Source organism: Bacteroides luhongzhouii, assembly GCF_009193295.2.
In the GTDB taxonomy this organism is placed as follows: Bacteria; Bacteroidota; Bacteroidia; order Bacteroidales; family Bacteroidaceae; genus Bacteroides; species Bacteroides luhongzhouii.
The window spans coordinates 2,057,476-2,072,528 of sequence record NZ_CP059973.1; the positions used below are offsets into that span (position 1 = coordinate 2,057,476).

Sequence of the window (15,053 nt, forward strand, 5' to 3'; positions counted from 1 at the left end):
TCTTGATACGTTTTTCATATAAGGTGAAGATGAAGAATAAATGTAATATTCTTTAGGTACAGGATGCGCATTCCGCACCTAATTTTTTATGTTTCGTTTTTTATCTCTATCTTTGCAATACATAATTAAATGGAGACGTTATGGAGAAATTTGAAATAGAAGAAAAGATTGTAGCCATACTGAAAACAGTGTACGATCCGGAGATTCCGGTGAATGTATACGATCTTGGACTGATTTATAAGATAGATGTTTCTGATAATGGGGAAGTTGTGTTGGATATGACATTGACAGCTCCTAATTGTCCGGCTGCTGATTTTATCATGGAGGATATTCGTCAGAAAGTGGAATCAGTGGAAGGTGTCACTGCAGCTACCATTAACTTGGTGTTTGAACCGGAATGGGACAAAGATATGATGAGCGAGGAAGCAAAGCTTGAACTAGGCTTTCTTTAGTTACGAGTGATAACCTCATAATCAATCTCTTATAACTAACAACTCAAAACTCATGAAGAACGTTTATTTCCTTTCCGATGCGCATCTCGGGTCTCGTGCCATAGAACATGGACGCACCCAGGAAAGACGCTTGGTGAACTTCCTCGACAGTATAAAACATAAGGCTTCTGCCATTTATCTGTTAGGAGATATGTTCGACTTCTGGTATGAATTCCGGCTGGTGGTTCCTAAAGGTTATACCCGTTTTTTGGGAAAGCTGTCAGAACTGACAGATATGGGAGTGGAGGTTCATTTCTTCATCGGTAATCACGATATTTGGTGTGGAGATTATCTCACAAAAGAGTGTGGTGTCATTATGCATCGCGAGCCGTTGACTACCGAAATCTATGGGAAAGAATTCTATCTTGCTCATGGTGACGGGTTGGGCGATCCGGATAAGAAGTTTAAATTACTCCGTCAGATGTTTCATAGCAAAACTTTGCAAACGATGTTTTCAGCTATCCATCCCCGTTGGAGTGTAGAGTTAGGTCTGTCATGGGCAAAGCATAGCCGGCAGAAACGGGCGGATGGAAAAGAGCCCGATTACATGGGTGAGAATAAGGAACATTTGGTACTCTATACCAAGGAGTATCTGAAAAGCCATCCTAATATCAATTTCTTTATCTACGGGCATCGGCACATTGAATTGGACTTGATGTTGAGCGCTACTTCCCGCGTACTGATTTTGGGAGACTGGATTAACTTTTTCTCTTATGCTGTGTTCGACGGAGAGAATCTCTTTTTGGAAGAGTATATTGAAGGAGAAACACAAGCTTAATTATTAGTCATCACCAATTATATAGGTTGGATTATAATTTATTTATAGACAATATAGCAGGGATATCCTCAAAATATTAAAATCAAAGGCAGCTAATTCATTGCGATTTAGTTGCCTTTGATTTTATCTTTGAGGGTGTATCAAAACACTTGGAAGTCTAAAAAATAACAGATTGACAGGCTATTTACTTTTGAATTTACTCTCAATCTGTATTAACCAGCGCAATTCCTAGTGAAAACTTATTTTTTCGTTACGATCAACTTCGCTTTCACTCTATTGAAGTACAACTTAATGGTATAAGTACCATCCTCGCTCACTTTAAAATTATTGTCGCTGCCCGCTTCTTCAAACTCTCCTTCTACATCATTGGTGCCGAATGAATGAGTCCATTCGTTATCCGCACGGATCTTCCATGCGTTGTCAGCTTTCAGATCCAACGTGGCGGTTAAGTAATAAGCTCTGTTTCCTGAAGCATCCGATTCAAAAGCTAAAGTCATCGGAGTGTCTGCAGCTGCCTTTCCCCAATCGTTATGTGTACCTGCAATTCCCCATGCATCGGCTGATGCTTTTGTAGAGAGTTCCAAAGTTGTTTTATTAAAAGAGAATTTATAAGAATACTTATCATAACAGGTAATATTACCCGTGCCGGTAGCCAGTGTGATGGAAGCAGGATTCTTTTGAGTGGCATCATCGGTTCCCCAACTCGTGTTCCAAGACGCTTCAGGAGAAATTTTCCAGCCGTCTTTAGCCTGATTGCCAAAGACTACCCATCCCTCGTAAATGCCATCATCATTGGCGGAGAACAGTAGCTGGCATTGCTTGAACGAATCATTCGGATCTCCCCAGCTACAGTAGGCTCCCGGTAGATATACTTTCGGATATTCGGGATCGCCGATGAACGGAGTGATTTGAGCGGACTCTACATTTGAATAGAAAGAATCGGTTGCATCTGAAATAGAAGAGGCGATACGGAATTCGAAATCATAGGGCTCTACGGTGACTTCCATTTCATAAGATTGAAACAGTTTCATTATTTTGCTGTTCAAATCCTGTGTAGTGATGTTATAAGGTCCCTCTTCCGTAGAGGAGTACAATGTTATTGCATTTCCGAAATTCTTTCCTTTCAGGTCCATTTGCAATGAATTGGTAATCTGGGCTGCATATCCTGCCTGGGGATTGGTCCATTTAAATTCTATCGCTGTGGTCTGGGCTTTATTCGCGTCCAATACATAAGTATCGGCAATGCCCGACAATACGGAGGGAGTCGCTTCGCTCTCATTGTAATATACCTTGTCCAGGTCGCTGTCACAAGCACTGAATATCAATAATGATAGGCAAATTGCTGATATATATTTTGCTATTTTCATGTCTATAAGTCATTTTATTATTTATAACCTTCGTTTTGTTCCAGTGATCCGTTTACGCTGATGTCTGAAACAGGAATAGGGAATATATTGTATCTTTCGTTGACACCTACTCCGGTAATTACGCCTCCTTTGGAAGGCCATGTATAAGAAGAACCGGTAAACTTGCCGTAGCGGATCAGGTCCATGCGGCGAACGCCTTCCCAGTAGAGCTCACGCCCTCTTTCGTTCAATATATTCTGGTAATTGTTGGCTTTCAACCATGCCGCATCAATCTTATTGTGCGGTGTGTCACCATAACCACGGTCGCGCAATTTGTTCACATAATCTACCGCAGTATCCATATCTCCGCCTTCGCCGCCGCGTGCCACAGATTCGGCATACATCAGGTAGACGTCTCCCAAACGGAACAAGGGGAAGTCGGTGTCAACCCACAATACGTCTTGTCCCGGTGCTCCTGTACTGGTGAGGTTGCTGTATTTAGGCACGCCCCAGCCTTCGGTATCGAAGTTACCGGTCACTCCGGTGGTTATTTGATAGTTACATTTACCGTTATAGTCGTCAAAGATTCCTCGCTTGTCCAGTATTTCTCCGGGTTTGCGATTCGCGTTATCTGCAAAGTCGAACAATTCTACCAGGTTTTGTGTGCCGCGGAACTGGCTCCAGCCTTCGCGAACACCGCCACCGGCTTCTTTGCGTGAGCCGACTACCAGAGCTGCCATTCCCCAGGATTGAGTTTTTTTGCCATCGAAGATGACCGGATAAATAATCTCTTTCAGTGTTTCGGGATTCTCTCCGTTGTCTGCTTTAAACAAGTCATCGTAGTTTTTAGCCAGCGAATAGTGTGGAATAATACGTTTGCAGGCAGCAATGCAATCCGTGTAGCGGGCTTGTCCTGTATACACTTCGGCATTGAGGTACATACGTGCAAGCAATGCGTCTACAACTGTCTGGTCTGCACGTCCGTATTCGGCACGAGTGGCGGGCAGGTCGGTTCTGATGGTATTCAGTTCGCTTTCAATCCAGTCGAACAATTCGGGGCGCGATAGCTGCGACGGAGTGAGTGAATAATTATTTTCAGTAATGAACGGAGGTTTGGCGTACGCATCCAATAGAATGTAGTATGCTAGTGCACGGTTAAAGCGTGCCTGTGCCGCATAGCTTTTCTGATCGACTTCTACAGGAGCATTGTCGATGTTCTTCATAAACTCGTTGGATAGTGCCACCACAAACATACAACGCTGATAGACTCCTTCAATGATTTCGTTTTTGCTGGTACTCCAGGTCAAATTGTTGATTTCACCTACCCAATCCTTGTTTTCCGCATTTTTAAGTTCATCAGTGGTTTGTTCCTGCATGGTCCACCAGCAACGCAGCAATACGGTGTTGCCGGCATCCAGACCTGCAATGTCGGAGTCATCGCCGCCTTGTCCGGAAAGTGCCCATACGGAATATATTTTGTTTAATCCTTTGGTATAACTTGCGGCATCCGTATATGCTCTTTCCGCTGTTACTACGGTCGAGTCTAATGGTTGTACATCCAAATCGCCCACGCAACCGGTGAAACTGGTGAGGCAAGCCAACATGGAAGCTAGTATATAGTATTTCTTTTTCATGATATTCCGGTTTTAGAAGTTAAGATTGATGCCTAGTGTAAAGATACGTGGGCGAGGCCACATGCTGCCGTCGATGGCTGAAACTTCGGGGTCCAGACCGCTATATTTGGTGATGGTAAACACATTTTGCACCGAAGCGCTGATTCGTCCCGACAGGTGGTTGGTAAACAGTTTTTTGAACGAATACCCCAACGTAATATTATCCATTTTCAAGAAGGAGGCATTTTCGAGGAAATGATCGCTGGCTCCCTGTTCCGTGCTATTGATCCGGGTGAATCCGGTGTTGTAGATTTCTTCGTAGTAGTTTACCAAAAAGCCTTTGGCGCCGAAGTTATCCGCTGTGCTATTGCCTGAAGCAAGAGAGTTGAATACATAGTTGCCGAAGTTGGCACGCAAGTTGAAACCTAAGTCCCAGTTGCGATACGTAAATTCGGAACTCAATCCCATGAATACTTTTGCCATCGGGCTTTTGCCTGTCAGATAACGGTCGGCTTCGGTAATCGTGCCGTTGCCGTCACGGTCTACGAAAGCGTTCTGGATCGGTTTTCCATCCTTGTCATATACCTGTTGGAAGAGATAGAAGGTGTTGGGTTGTTGGTTTATCTGGTGCTTCTGGTTGGTTCCGGCGTCGATACCCTGATATTCGGGATTGTAGGTGGCGGTCAGTTTGGTGATTTTGCTGTCATTCCAGGTCACGTTGTAGCCCAGGTTCCAGGAGAAATCTTTGCTTTGTATCGCCATGGCATTGATATTAAACTCGACACCCTTATTTTTCATTTCACCCACATTGGCTGTAATCTGATTGGTGAAGTTAGTACCCGCAGGCGTGCTGACGGTGTTCAGCAGGTCTTTGGTATGTTTCTGATAGAATTCGATGCTACCGTTGATACGGTTGTTGAGGAAACCATAGTCGATGGCTAAGTTGTAGGTGGCGGTCTGTTCCCACTTCAGGTCGGGGCTGTAACCGTTGGGTTTCAGCAAAGTCGTACCCAGATAAGTATTATTGGGGTTGGTACTGAATGAGTAGGTAGTGAGATACTGGTAGTCGCCAATCTCTTGCTGGCCGGTGACACCGTAGCCTACACGCAGTTTCAGTTTTGATAAAACATCTTTTGTTCCTGCCATGAAAGCTTCGTCGCTCATCGTCCATGCCAGTGCTGCCGAAGGGAACAGACCCCAGCGGTTGTTCGAACTGAAACGGGAAGAACCGTCCCGGCGCAGAGTGGCGGTAAGCAGATAACGCCCCATAAAGTTATAGTTCAGGCGTCCGAAGAAAGATACCAGGAAATTTTCGTAAGGAATACGGCGGTGGTCGTTACGGATGTATCTGCCTTCTCCTTCATCGTAGGTATAGCCTTCCTTCTCTCCTTCGCTACCATCGGTAGGGTTGGAGTAGTTGATGTCATGGTTTGCATAATAGAAATGTTGCCAGGAATATCCCGCCATTACGTCAATATGGCTCTTGATCGGTTCTATCTCTTTGGAATAGTTCAGATAAAAGTCGAGCAGATGGTTGCGGCGCAGATTGTTCCAGGTATTCCCGCTTCCCAGATTTTTGAAATTAGTGTCTTGTGCGCTTTGAATGGAACCGGGCAGTACGAAGTTGCGTCCTGTAGTCTTTGCTACGTCATAACCCACGTTCAGGTTGGCATGCAGGTCTTCCAGTCCATGAATCTTGTAATCCAGTTGGATATTGCCCAAGCTACGGTTGGTTTTTCCGTTGTTATCTCTGTCATACAATAAGGAAAGCGGATTGAAAGTGGCAAGCGACTGAACTGCTCCGGGCACTTCCGACCAGTTCCAGTAGCCGTGATAGTTGCCGCTATCCGTGTATATCGGCTTCGTGGGGTCAAAGAAAGCGGCTGCACCTACTGCCCCCGAATCGGCGAAACGGTTCTTATTGATTGTACCTTTTACATTGATATCTACGCTCAAATGCTCTTTGAAGAACTTGGGACTAAGGTTGACTGCGGCAGTATAACGTTCATAACTAGATGTCTTGAGTGTACCGCGCTCGTTATTGTAACCGACGCTGACACGATAGGGCAGAATGCCTGTCTTGCCGGAGATGGCTATGTTCTGATCGGTGCTCAAACCTGTCTGGTAAATAGCATCCTGCCAGTTGGTAGATTGACCGGGGTATCTGTTTAAGATTTCTTTTACGGCGTCGCCCTGTGTCGTTCCTTCATACTGATTAAGCAGTACTTCGCGGAATTGGTCGGCATTTAGTGTCGGCACGCGTTTGTAAGCGTCTTTAGCTGTGAAACTGCCTGAATAGGAAATCTTCACTTTACCCTGCGAACCTTTCTTTGTAGTGATAATGATGACACCATTCGATGCACGTGAACCGTAAATAGCGGTAGCAGAAGCATCTTTCAATACGGTGAACGTTTCAATGTCATTGGGATTGATGGTGGCAAGCGCATTGGGGGTGCCCGGAGCGGCATCGTTGGAAGTCGGGATACCGTCAATCACAATCAACGGGTCGTTGGACGCATTGAGAGAAGCACCTCCGCGAATACGGATGGTGGAGCCTGCTCCCGGGCTACCGTCGCCGGGGGCAACAAACAGTCCCGGCACTTTACCCTGTATCAATTCTTGTGGTGAAGTAACAGCGCCACGATTCATCTCTTCGGCTTTGATAGCTACCACAGAACCGCTTAAATCGCTCTTTTTCACCGAACCGTAACCAATAACTACAACATCGCTCAACACCTGGCTATCATCTTGCAGTGTCACTGTGACAGACGGGGTAGCTTTTATTTCTACGGGTTTATAGCCGATATAAGAAATAGACAAAATAGAATTTTGAGGAACATTCAGTGTGAAATTACCGTCAAAGTCGGTAATTGTTCCATTGGTAGTGCCTTTTACAACAACGTTGGCACCGATAACGGATTCTCCTGTAGTGTCTTTCACGTGTCCCTTGACGGTGACTTGCTGTGCAAAGGCACCCAATGATAAGAATAACCCTAACAGTAAAGGGAGAATCACTTGAAAGATTCTGGAATTAATTTGCTTCATCCATTCTAAAAATTAAAGTTAACAATATAGTGATATTATCATACCCTTGAAAACATTTCGTAAAAAATACCTATCGAAAACATTCATTCTTTTAAAGGCTATGAGATTATAGCCTTTTTAATCCTTTTACTTCTGCTTTATCTTTTACCTCTTTGATGCTGATTGCATATCCTCCTCCGTTGGCAGCACGCAAAGTCATCTTACTTTTGTTCGTCAGAATACCTTTTTTGATGGTATATGCCTGTGGATTCTCTTTCCAGTCAGCATCTTTGGCGTCTGCATAAACGGTGGCAATATACTGTTTGCCCGGAGTCAGAAAATCGAATGTCAGTTTAGAAGTATGTCCGTTCTCACCGGCTGTGCAACCGATGTACCAGTCATTAGTACCTTTTGCTTTGCGGGCAACGGTGATATATTCTCCCGGTTCTGCTTCCAGATAGTTGCTTTCGTCCCAGTCGATTGCTACGTCTTTGATGAATTGGAAAGCATCCATAAACCGTTCGTAGTTTTCAGGAACATCGGCAGCCATTTGTAACGGACTGTACATCGTCACGTATAAAGCCAGCTGGCGGGCAATAGTAGAACGTACCTGTGAATTATTTGCAGGATTCATTTTGTTACAGTGAGTTTCGAAGATACCCGGAGTATAATCCATCGGACCGCCAATTAATCGTGTGAAAGGCAGGATAGTGGTATGATATACTTTGTTTCCTCCGAATGACTCATATTCCGTACCGCGTGCGGATTCGTTACCGATTAAGTTGGGATAAGTACGGCAAATACCTGTCGGGCGGGTTGCTTCGTGTGCGTTGACCATGATTTTATAATCGGCGGCTTTCTTTACTGCATACAAGTAGTGGTTGTTCATCCATTGACCATAGTGGTGTTCGCCACGAGGAATGATATTGCCTACATAGCCACTCTTTACGGAGTTGTATCCATTGTCTGCCATAAACTGATAAGCCTGATCCATGTGGCGTTCGTAGTTGCGTACAGAAGCGGAAGTCTCATGGTGCATCATCATCTTAATACCTTTACCGGCTGCGTAGCGATGTATTTCCTGTACATCGAAATCAGGATATGGAGTAACGAAGTCGAAAACGTAGTCTTTGCTGTTGCCGAACCAGTCTTCCCATCCTTCATTCCATCCTTCCACTAACACAGCATCGAATCCGTGAGTGGCGGCGAAGTCAATATAACGTTTTACGTTGGCTGTATTGGCAGAATGTTTGCCGTTCGGTTTGGTTTTAGAATAATCCGTTTCACCAAGTTTCACGCTGGTCAGTTCGTCGGTATACGCCCATGAACCTTTTCCGGTAATCATGTCCCACCATACACCGATATATTTTACCGGTTTTATCCATGAAGTATCTTCTAGTTTGCAAGGCTCGTTCAGATTGAGTGTAATACGTGAGGCAAGGATATTGCGGGCATCGTCGCTGACAATCACAGTACGCCATGGAGTATTGCAAGGAGTTTGCATATAACCTTTATCCCCTTGGGCATCCGGAGTTAGCCATGATTCGAATATCATATTCTTATCGTCCAGATTCAAGTTCATACATGAGTAATCAACCAGAGCTGCTTCGTGGAGATTGATGTATAAACCATCGTCGGTTTTCATCATTAATGCGGTTTGTACACCTGTTGGTGAGAATACTGTTTGCGAAGTGTTGGGTGTAACAGCCTGTTTCATCAACCCTCTGATTTCTGACAGGCGGGAAATGGTATAATCATATTCTTGTGTATCATAATCACCCGGAATCCAATAAGCTGTGTGGTCACCTGCCATGGCAAATTGTGAATGCTCATCCTTGATTATAAAGTAGTTCAATGTTTTCTGTTGGGGAAACTCATAGCGGAATCCCAGGCCATCATTGAATAAACGGAAACGTATCAGGATGGAACGGTCGTTTGCCGGTTGGTACAAGGTCACTGCCAGTTCATTATAATGATTGCGGATTTCCTTTTCTTCTCCCCACACCGGTTTCCAGGTTTCGTCAAAAGTAGATGTACGCGCATCTTTCACTTCGAATCCATCAAATAGATTTGTTTTTGAATCGAGTTTGTCCATATCTCTGCGGTCTACCCAATCGAAGTCGGTTTTAGTCGCATTCTCCTTTTTTAGCTCCAATCCCAGTTTACTAGGTTTGATAACAGCTTTTTCTTTGTAACTCAATTCGTACATGGGAGCACCTTCCTTATTTAATTGGAAAGTCATTACCAGATTTCCATCCGGTGAGGTCAGTTTCTGTTGAGCGTTCGTGATGAACGAAATACAGAGTAAGGCAATAATTAATAAATTCTTCTTCATTTTATCTTATGGTATTAAATTGTAAGCTAATCAATTCGAGCTTTCAGGTGTTTTGCATTAGGAATATCGCAAATGTAAAGACTATCCTTGCCGGCTCTGTGAATTAGAATAAAAATACAAGTTTGTATAAATGGCAATATCTTGTTTATTAGATGATTAACGTTTGGTGGCCTCTTCATAAATATAAGTTGTTATGAACTTATTCAGAAGGATAAAATTAAAATTCCGCGGCTTTGAAACGTATATTCTTTGTCTAATTTGACTATTTCTCCTGTCAATACATTATGAGCGGATGAGGCAGGCAGTATTTCCTGATATTCGTTCAGGCTGATGGTTTGTTCCCGGTTGTTTCCATTGAGGAATACCACTACTGATTGATTACCATATTTACGTTCGTACACATAAACTCCTTTGTTGGGAGAGAAATGTTTTAATTTCCCTTTGGCAATGACTTCGTTTCCTTTTCTCCATTGAAGTAATTTTTGGAGGAAAGAGAAAGCCTCATTTTGTTGTGCGGTCCGGTTGGTTGCGTCGAAGCAATTCTGTGTGTCATTCTGCCAGCCTCCGGGAAAATCACAACGGAGTAAGCCATCTCCATTAGCTTTGTCGGCAGCCATCAGTATTTCAGTGCCATAATATATTTGCGGGATTCCTCGGGTAGTCAACAGGAATGTGAGTGCCTGTTTGTAACGGTCTAGGTTTTGTGTGGCTGCTTCCGAACGGTAGAAACGGGAAGTGTCATGATTATCAAGAAAGACTAATAAGTTCATTGGATCAGCATAGACGATGTCCTGTGATAGATAGTCGAAGAGCCGGTAAAGTCCTCCGTTCCAGTCGTTTGTTTCTTCATCGAAAGCACTGTTCATCTGATCCGTCAGTGGGAAATCCATAACCGTACGCAAATGGGAATTTTTGGGAGCGGCTACTTTACTGTCCTTTTGCCAGTAAGAGACAAGCACGTTACTGCCTATCCAAGTTTCTCCTACGATGTTGAAATCGGGATATTCTTCTGTTACAGCTTTACACCAGTTGGACATCATGTCGAAATCCGCATAAGGATGTGTGTCTTGACGAATACCATTGATACCTGCATACTCAATCCACCAGATACTGCTTTGTATCAGATAAGTAGCTACATGACGGTTGCGTTGGTTAAAGTCCGGCATACATTCACTGAACCAGCCGTCTACTACTATTTTCTTTGCATAGTCCGAAGCGTACGGATCTGAAGGAGTAGCCGTCTTGAAAGTGGTCTGTACATAGTTGCCTTTGAAGTTGAACCAATCTTTGGAAGGCATATCTTTGAAGAGGTAATTCTGATCTCCGCAATGGTTGAAAATCATATCCATTACTACTTTCATTCCTTTATCGTGCGCCTGCTCTACCAGACTCCGGAACTCCTCATTGCTTCCGAAACGACGATCTACCTGATAATAGTCGGTAATGGCATACCCATGATAGGAACCTTCCTTCATATCATTTTCCTGAATAGGATTGAGCCATATGCTCGTCACTCCCAAATCGGCAATGTAATCCAGATGATTCTCTATTCCTTTCAAGTCACCGCCATGGCGTGCAAAAGGATCGTTACGGTCTACTTTAGCTTCCAACATTCCGGGAACTATATCATTAGACGCATCACCATTAGCAAAGCGGTCCGGCATGATGAGATAAAGTACGTCACTGGAATTGAAACCTTCCACTTCGGAAGCTGACGCCCTTCTTTGTTTGAGTTCGTAAGGGACTACCGTTTGCTTTTTACCTTGTTTCAAGATGATTTCGAATGTCTGTGGGGCTGCTTCCGAAATATTCATATATAAAAGCAGGTAGTTCGGATTTTCTTGTTTGACAACCTCTTGCAGCATGATGTCTTTGGACGAAATGCTAACTTCTGCAGAGGCTATATGCTCTCCATACAACATGACTTGCAGTTGCGGGTTTTTCATTCCTGCCCACCAGAATGCAGGGGCTACTTTTTTAATTGTAGTTGCGGCGAATAGCGAACTGCAATTTAATAATGATACAAGCAAGATTACGGATAAAAAAAACTTTCTCATGGTAACGTAGATTTTAAATGTTTGCTCGGCGAACCGATGTTGCAAATGTAGAAGGATAGGAGGCTGTATTTGGAAACTAGAATATAAATATAAACGCTTAAAATATTTATTGTATTGTAAATCAGTATGCTAATGGCAAAGAGACGATGAGAAAATACAAATGAAAATTAAAATAGTTATGAATATATATTTCATTTTCATTACTATATTCATTATATTTGTGACATCATTAAAAAGCAACCTATGAGAAATCTGGTCCATTATATTTTGTTTCTTCTTTTAACCTCCTCCGTTTCATTGTCTGCAAAGCAAACAGAATATGGAGCGGCTCTTAAAAGACTGGACGACATTATAAATAAGAAAGAGACTTATCAGCTTCAGAAAGAAAAGCAGATTGATGCCTTGAAAGTCCAGCTTGCTCATTCGGTTGATCCTGCTGACAAATATCGGCTATACGGTTCTTTGTTTGATGCTTATCTTCATTATCAAGCTGATTCCGCACTTCATTATATAAATAATAGGAAGGAGATTCTCCCTCAATTGAATCGTCCGGAATTGGAGAATGAGATTATCATTAACCGGGCAACAGTATTGGGGGTGATGGGAATGTATATTGAGGCAATGGAAGAGCTGGAGAGAATTCATCCGGAGAAATTGGACGAAAGAATGTTACTGTCTTATTATCAGACTTACCGTGCCTGCTATGGTTGGCTTGCCGACTACACCACCAATAAAGAGGAAAAAAAGAAATACCTGAAAAAGACAGATTTGTATCGTGATTCTATTGTCAGCATCATGCCTCCGGAAACAAACAGGACGATTGTTGCGGCCGAAAAATATATAGTCAATGGTAAGGCTGATACGGCTTTAGTTATGTTGAATGACGCATTGAAGGACGTTGTTGACGAACGTCAGAAAGTATATATCTACTATACGCTGTCCGAAGCGTATGGTATGAAGAAAGATACAGAAAAAGAAATATACTACTTGATATTGACGGCGATAGCAGATTTAGAATCATCGGTGAGGGAATACGCCTCTTTGCAGAAGCTGGCACACCTTATGTATGAGCAGGGAGATATTGACCGCGCCTACAAATATTTGAGCTGCTCGATGGAAGATGCTGTAGCTTGTAATGCCCGTCTACGTTTTATTGAGGTCACAGAGTTCTTTCCAATCATTGATAAGGCTTATAAGTTGAAGGAAGAAAAAGAGCGTGTGGTTTCCCGCGCCATGTTAATCAGTGTCAGTTTGTTATCATTATTTCTTCTGGTTGCTGTCTTCTTCCTGTATCGGTGGATGAAAAAGCTGTCTGTGATGCGGCATGATTTGAGTCTGGCTAATGAGCAGATGCAGCTAGTGAACAAAGAGCTGGAACAGACAGGGAAAATAAAAGAGGTATATATCGCCCGTTATCTGGATAGATGCGTCAACTATCTGGATAAACTGGAAACCTACCGGCGTTCATTGGCCAAATTGGCGATGGCATCACGTATCGAGGATTTGTTTAAAGCCATAAAGTCCGAGCAGTTTATCCGGGATGAACGGGATGAGTTCTATAATGAATTTGATAAATCTTTTCTGAAACTATTCCCGAATTTTATTTCTGCTTTTAATGAATTGCTGGTAGAAGAAGCACGGGTTTATCCGAAATCCGATGAGTTATTGACAACAGAGCTTCGGATCTTTGCCCTTATCCGTTTGGGAGTGGTAGACAGTAATAAGATTGCTCATTTTCTCGGTTATTCTTTGGCCACTATCTATAATTATCGTAGCCGGATGCGTAACAAAGCTGCCGGAGACAAGGATCAGTTCGAGCAGAATGTAATGAACCTATAATGTTAGCAATATGTTATTGCTTCGTAATATACGAGCCAATAATGCTTGTGTATAAAGCAAATATCCGCTTTTAGTATTCAATAATCCACTGTGTATCTCTCTTTTTTTTCTACCTTTGTAGGCAACTAATCTAAAAATAAATATACTAGAGAATGAAAAAGTTAATCTACACACTGTTCTTTGTCCTTATCTCCGTTGTAGCCAACGGGCAGGCAAAGTACGTATTCTATTTCATCGGGGATGGAATGGGAGTCAATCAAGTAAATGGTACGGAGATGTATCAGGCGGAAATTCAAAAAGGCCGTATTGGCGTCGAGCCTTTGTTATTCACTCAATTCCCGGTTGCTACTATGGCAACTACTTTCTCGGCTAAAAATTCAGTAACCGACTCTGCGGCTGCAGGTACTGCATTGGCAACAGGAAAGAAAACTTATAATCATGCAATTTCTGTGGGAGAGGACAAGAATGCTATTCAGACTGTAGCAGAAAAGGCAAAGAAAGCTGGTAAGAAAGTTGGTGTAACTACTTCTGTTAGTGTAGATCATGCTACTCCTGCCGCATTCTATGCACATCAACCCGATCGTAATAGGTATTATGAAATAGCTTTGGATTTGCCAAAAGCTAATTTTGATTTTTATGCAGGTGGTGGTTTTCTCAAACCGACTACATCCTTTGACAAGAAAGAAGCTCCCAGCATTTTTCCTATTTTTGAAGAAGCCGGGTATACAGTAGCACGCGGTTATAATGATTATAAAGCAAAGGCCGGAAAAGCAGAGAAGATGATCCTGATTCAGGAAGAAGGAGCCAATCCTTCTTGTTTGCCTTATGCTATCGACCGTAAAGAAGGCGATTTGACTTTAGCGCAGATTACAGAAAGTGCAATTGATTTCCTTACTAAAGACAATAAGAAAGGTTTTTTCTTGATGGTAGAAGGTGGTAAAATAGACTGGGCGTGTCATGCGAATGATGCTGCTACAGTGTTCAACGAAGTGAAGGATATGGATAATGCGATCAAGGTAGCTTATGAGTTTTATAAAAAGCATCCGAAAGAAACCCTTATTGTCGTTACTGCCGACCATGAAACAGGTGGTATCGTGCTGGGTACAGGAAAATATGAGTTGAACTTGAAAGCGTTGCAGCATCAGAAACATTCTGCTGACGGACTTTCACAACGTATCAGCGAATTGAGAAAGTCAAAAGGCAACAAAGTGACTTGGGAAGATATGAAAACATTCCTGGGTGAAGAAATGGGCTTTTGGAAACAATTCCCTATTTCTTGGGAACAGGAAAAGAAATTACGTGATGAGTTTGAAAAATCATTCGTGAAGAATAAAGTCGTATTTGCTGAAAGTATGTACTCTAAGAGTGAACCGATGGCTGCACGTGCTAAGGAAGTGATGGATGAAATAGCTATGGTAGGTTGGGTAAGTGGCGGTCACTCTGCCGGTTATGTGCCTGTATTCGCTATCGGTGCAGGTTCTCAACTGTTTGGAGAAAAGATTGATAACACGGAGATTCCTAAAAGAATTGCGAAAGCAGCAGGATATAAATAAGAATAGAACCGTATGTA

9 protein-coding genes are annotated in these 15,053 nt (G+C 42.9%); 4 read left to right on the forward strand and 5 right to left on the reverse strand.

Annotated elements, in window-relative coordinates; translation table 11 throughout:
• Positions 1-140: 140 nt before the first annotated feature.
• A complete protein-coding gene (locus GD631_RS07400; RefSeq protein WP_143256996.1) occupies positions 141-452 on the forward strand; it encodes a metal-sulfur cluster assembly factor in 312 nt (103 codons plus the stop codon).
• 52 nt (positions 453-504) lie between these two features.
• Positions 505-1,269 carry a UDP-2,3-diacylglucosamine diphosphatase gene (locus GD631_RS07405; protein WP_143256997.1) on the forward strand — a complete coding sequence of 255 codons (765 nt, stop codon included), beginning with the start codon at positions 505-507 and terminating at the stop codon, positions 1,267-1,269.
• A 239-nt stretch (positions 1,270-1,508) separates the two neighbouring features.
• On the opposite strand, the gene GD631_RS07410 is transcribed toward GD631_RS07405, so the two are convergent.
• The 5 genes from GD631_RS07410 to GD631_RS07430 form a co-directional block, all read right to left on the reverse strand.
• Positions 1,509-2,636 (reverse strand): SusE domain-containing protein, encoded by a 1,128-nt coding sequence (locus GD631_RS07410; RefSeq protein ID WP_143256998.1) that lies wholly within the window; start codon positions 2,634-2,636, stop codon positions 1,509-1,511.
• 17 nt (positions 2,637-2,653) lie between these two features.
• Positions 2,654-4,249: a RagB/SusD family nutrient uptake outer membrane protein gene (locus GD631_RS07415; RefSeq protein WP_143256999.1), complete on the reverse strand. Its 1,596-nt coding sequence runs from the start codon at positions 4,247-4,249 to the stop codon at positions 2,654-2,656.
• A 12-nt stretch (positions 4,250-4,261) separates the two neighbouring features.
• Positions 4,262-7,273 carry a SusC/RagA family TonB-linked outer membrane protein gene (locus GD631_RS07420; RefSeq protein WP_143257000.1) on the reverse strand — a complete coding sequence of 1,004 codons (3,012 nt, stop codon included), beginning with the start codon at positions 7,271-7,273 and terminating at the stop codon, positions 4,262-4,264.
• 106 nt (positions 7,274-7,379) lie between these two features.
• Complete coding sequence (locus GD631_RS07425) at positions 7,380-9,587, reverse strand: glycoside hydrolase family 97 protein (RefSeq protein WP_143257001.1); 2,208 nt, start codon at positions 9,585-9,587, stop codon at positions 7,380-7,382.
• 203 nt (positions 9,588-9,790) lie between these two features.
• On the reverse strand, positions 9,791-11,644 hold the full coding sequence (locus tag GD631_RS07430; protein WP_143257002.1) for a glycoside hydrolase family 13 protein: 1,854 nt from the start codon (positions 11,642-11,644) through the stop codon (positions 9,791-9,793).
• Between the two features lie 243 nt (positions 11,645-11,887).
• On the opposite strand from GD631_RS07430, the gene GD631_RS07435 reads away from it, so the two are divergent.
• Together GD631_RS07435 and GD631_RS07440 are read left to right on the forward strand one after the other, a co-directional pair.
• Positions 11,888-13,483 (forward strand): SusR family glycan utilization regulator, encoded by a 1,596-nt coding sequence (locus tag GD631_RS07435; RefSeq protein ID WP_143257003.1) that lies wholly within the window; start codon positions 11,888-11,890, stop codon positions 13,481-13,483.
• A 152-nt stretch (positions 13,484-13,635) separates the two neighbouring features.
• Positions 13,636-15,036 carry an alkaline phosphatase gene (locus GD631_RS07440; RefSeq protein WP_143257004.1) on the forward strand — a complete coding sequence of 467 codons (1,401 nt, stop codon included), beginning with the start codon at positions 13,636-13,638 and terminating at the stop codon, positions 15,034-15,036.
• Positions 15,037-15,053: the final 17 nt, after the last annotated feature.

What these genes read in the sequence shown, in the direction of transcription:
- GD631_RS07400 (WP_143256996.1), top strand. Translation starts at nt 141, where the DNA reads ATGGAGAAATTTGAAATAGAAGAAAAGATTGTAGCCATACTGAAAACA.
- GD631_RS07405 (WP_143256997.1), top strand. Translation starts at nt 505, where the DNA reads ATGAAGAACGTTTATTTCCTTTCCGATGCGCATCTCGGGTCTCGTGCC.
- GD631_RS07410 (WP_143256998.1), bottom strand. Translation starts at nt 2,636, where the DNA reads ATGAAAATAGCAAAATATATATCAGCAATTTGCCTATCATTATTGATA.
- GD631_RS07415 (WP_143256999.1), bottom strand. Translation starts at nt 4,249, where the DNA reads ATGAAAAAGAAATACTATATACTAGCTTCCATGTTGGCTTGCCTCACC.
- GD631_RS07420 (WP_143257000.1), bottom strand. Translation starts at nt 7,273, where the DNA reads ATGAAGCAAATTAATTCCAGAATCTTTCAAGTGATTCTCCCTTTACTG.
- GD631_RS07425 (WP_143257001.1), bottom strand. Translation starts at nt 9,587, where the DNA reads ATGAAGAAGAATTTATTAATTATTGCCTTACTCTGTATTTCGTTCATC.
- GD631_RS07430 (WP_143257002.1), bottom strand. Translation starts at nt 11,644, where the DNA reads ATGAGAAAGTTTTTTTTATCCGTAATCTTGCTTGTATCATTATTAAAT.
- GD631_RS07435 (WP_143257003.1), top strand. Translation starts at nt 11,888, where the DNA reads ATGAGAAATCTGGTCCATTATATTTTGTTTCTTCTTTTAACCTCCTCC.
- GD631_RS07440 (WP_143257004.1), top strand. Translation starts at nt 13,636, where the DNA reads ATGAAAAAGTTAATCTACACACTGTTCTTTGTCCTTATCTCCGTTGTA.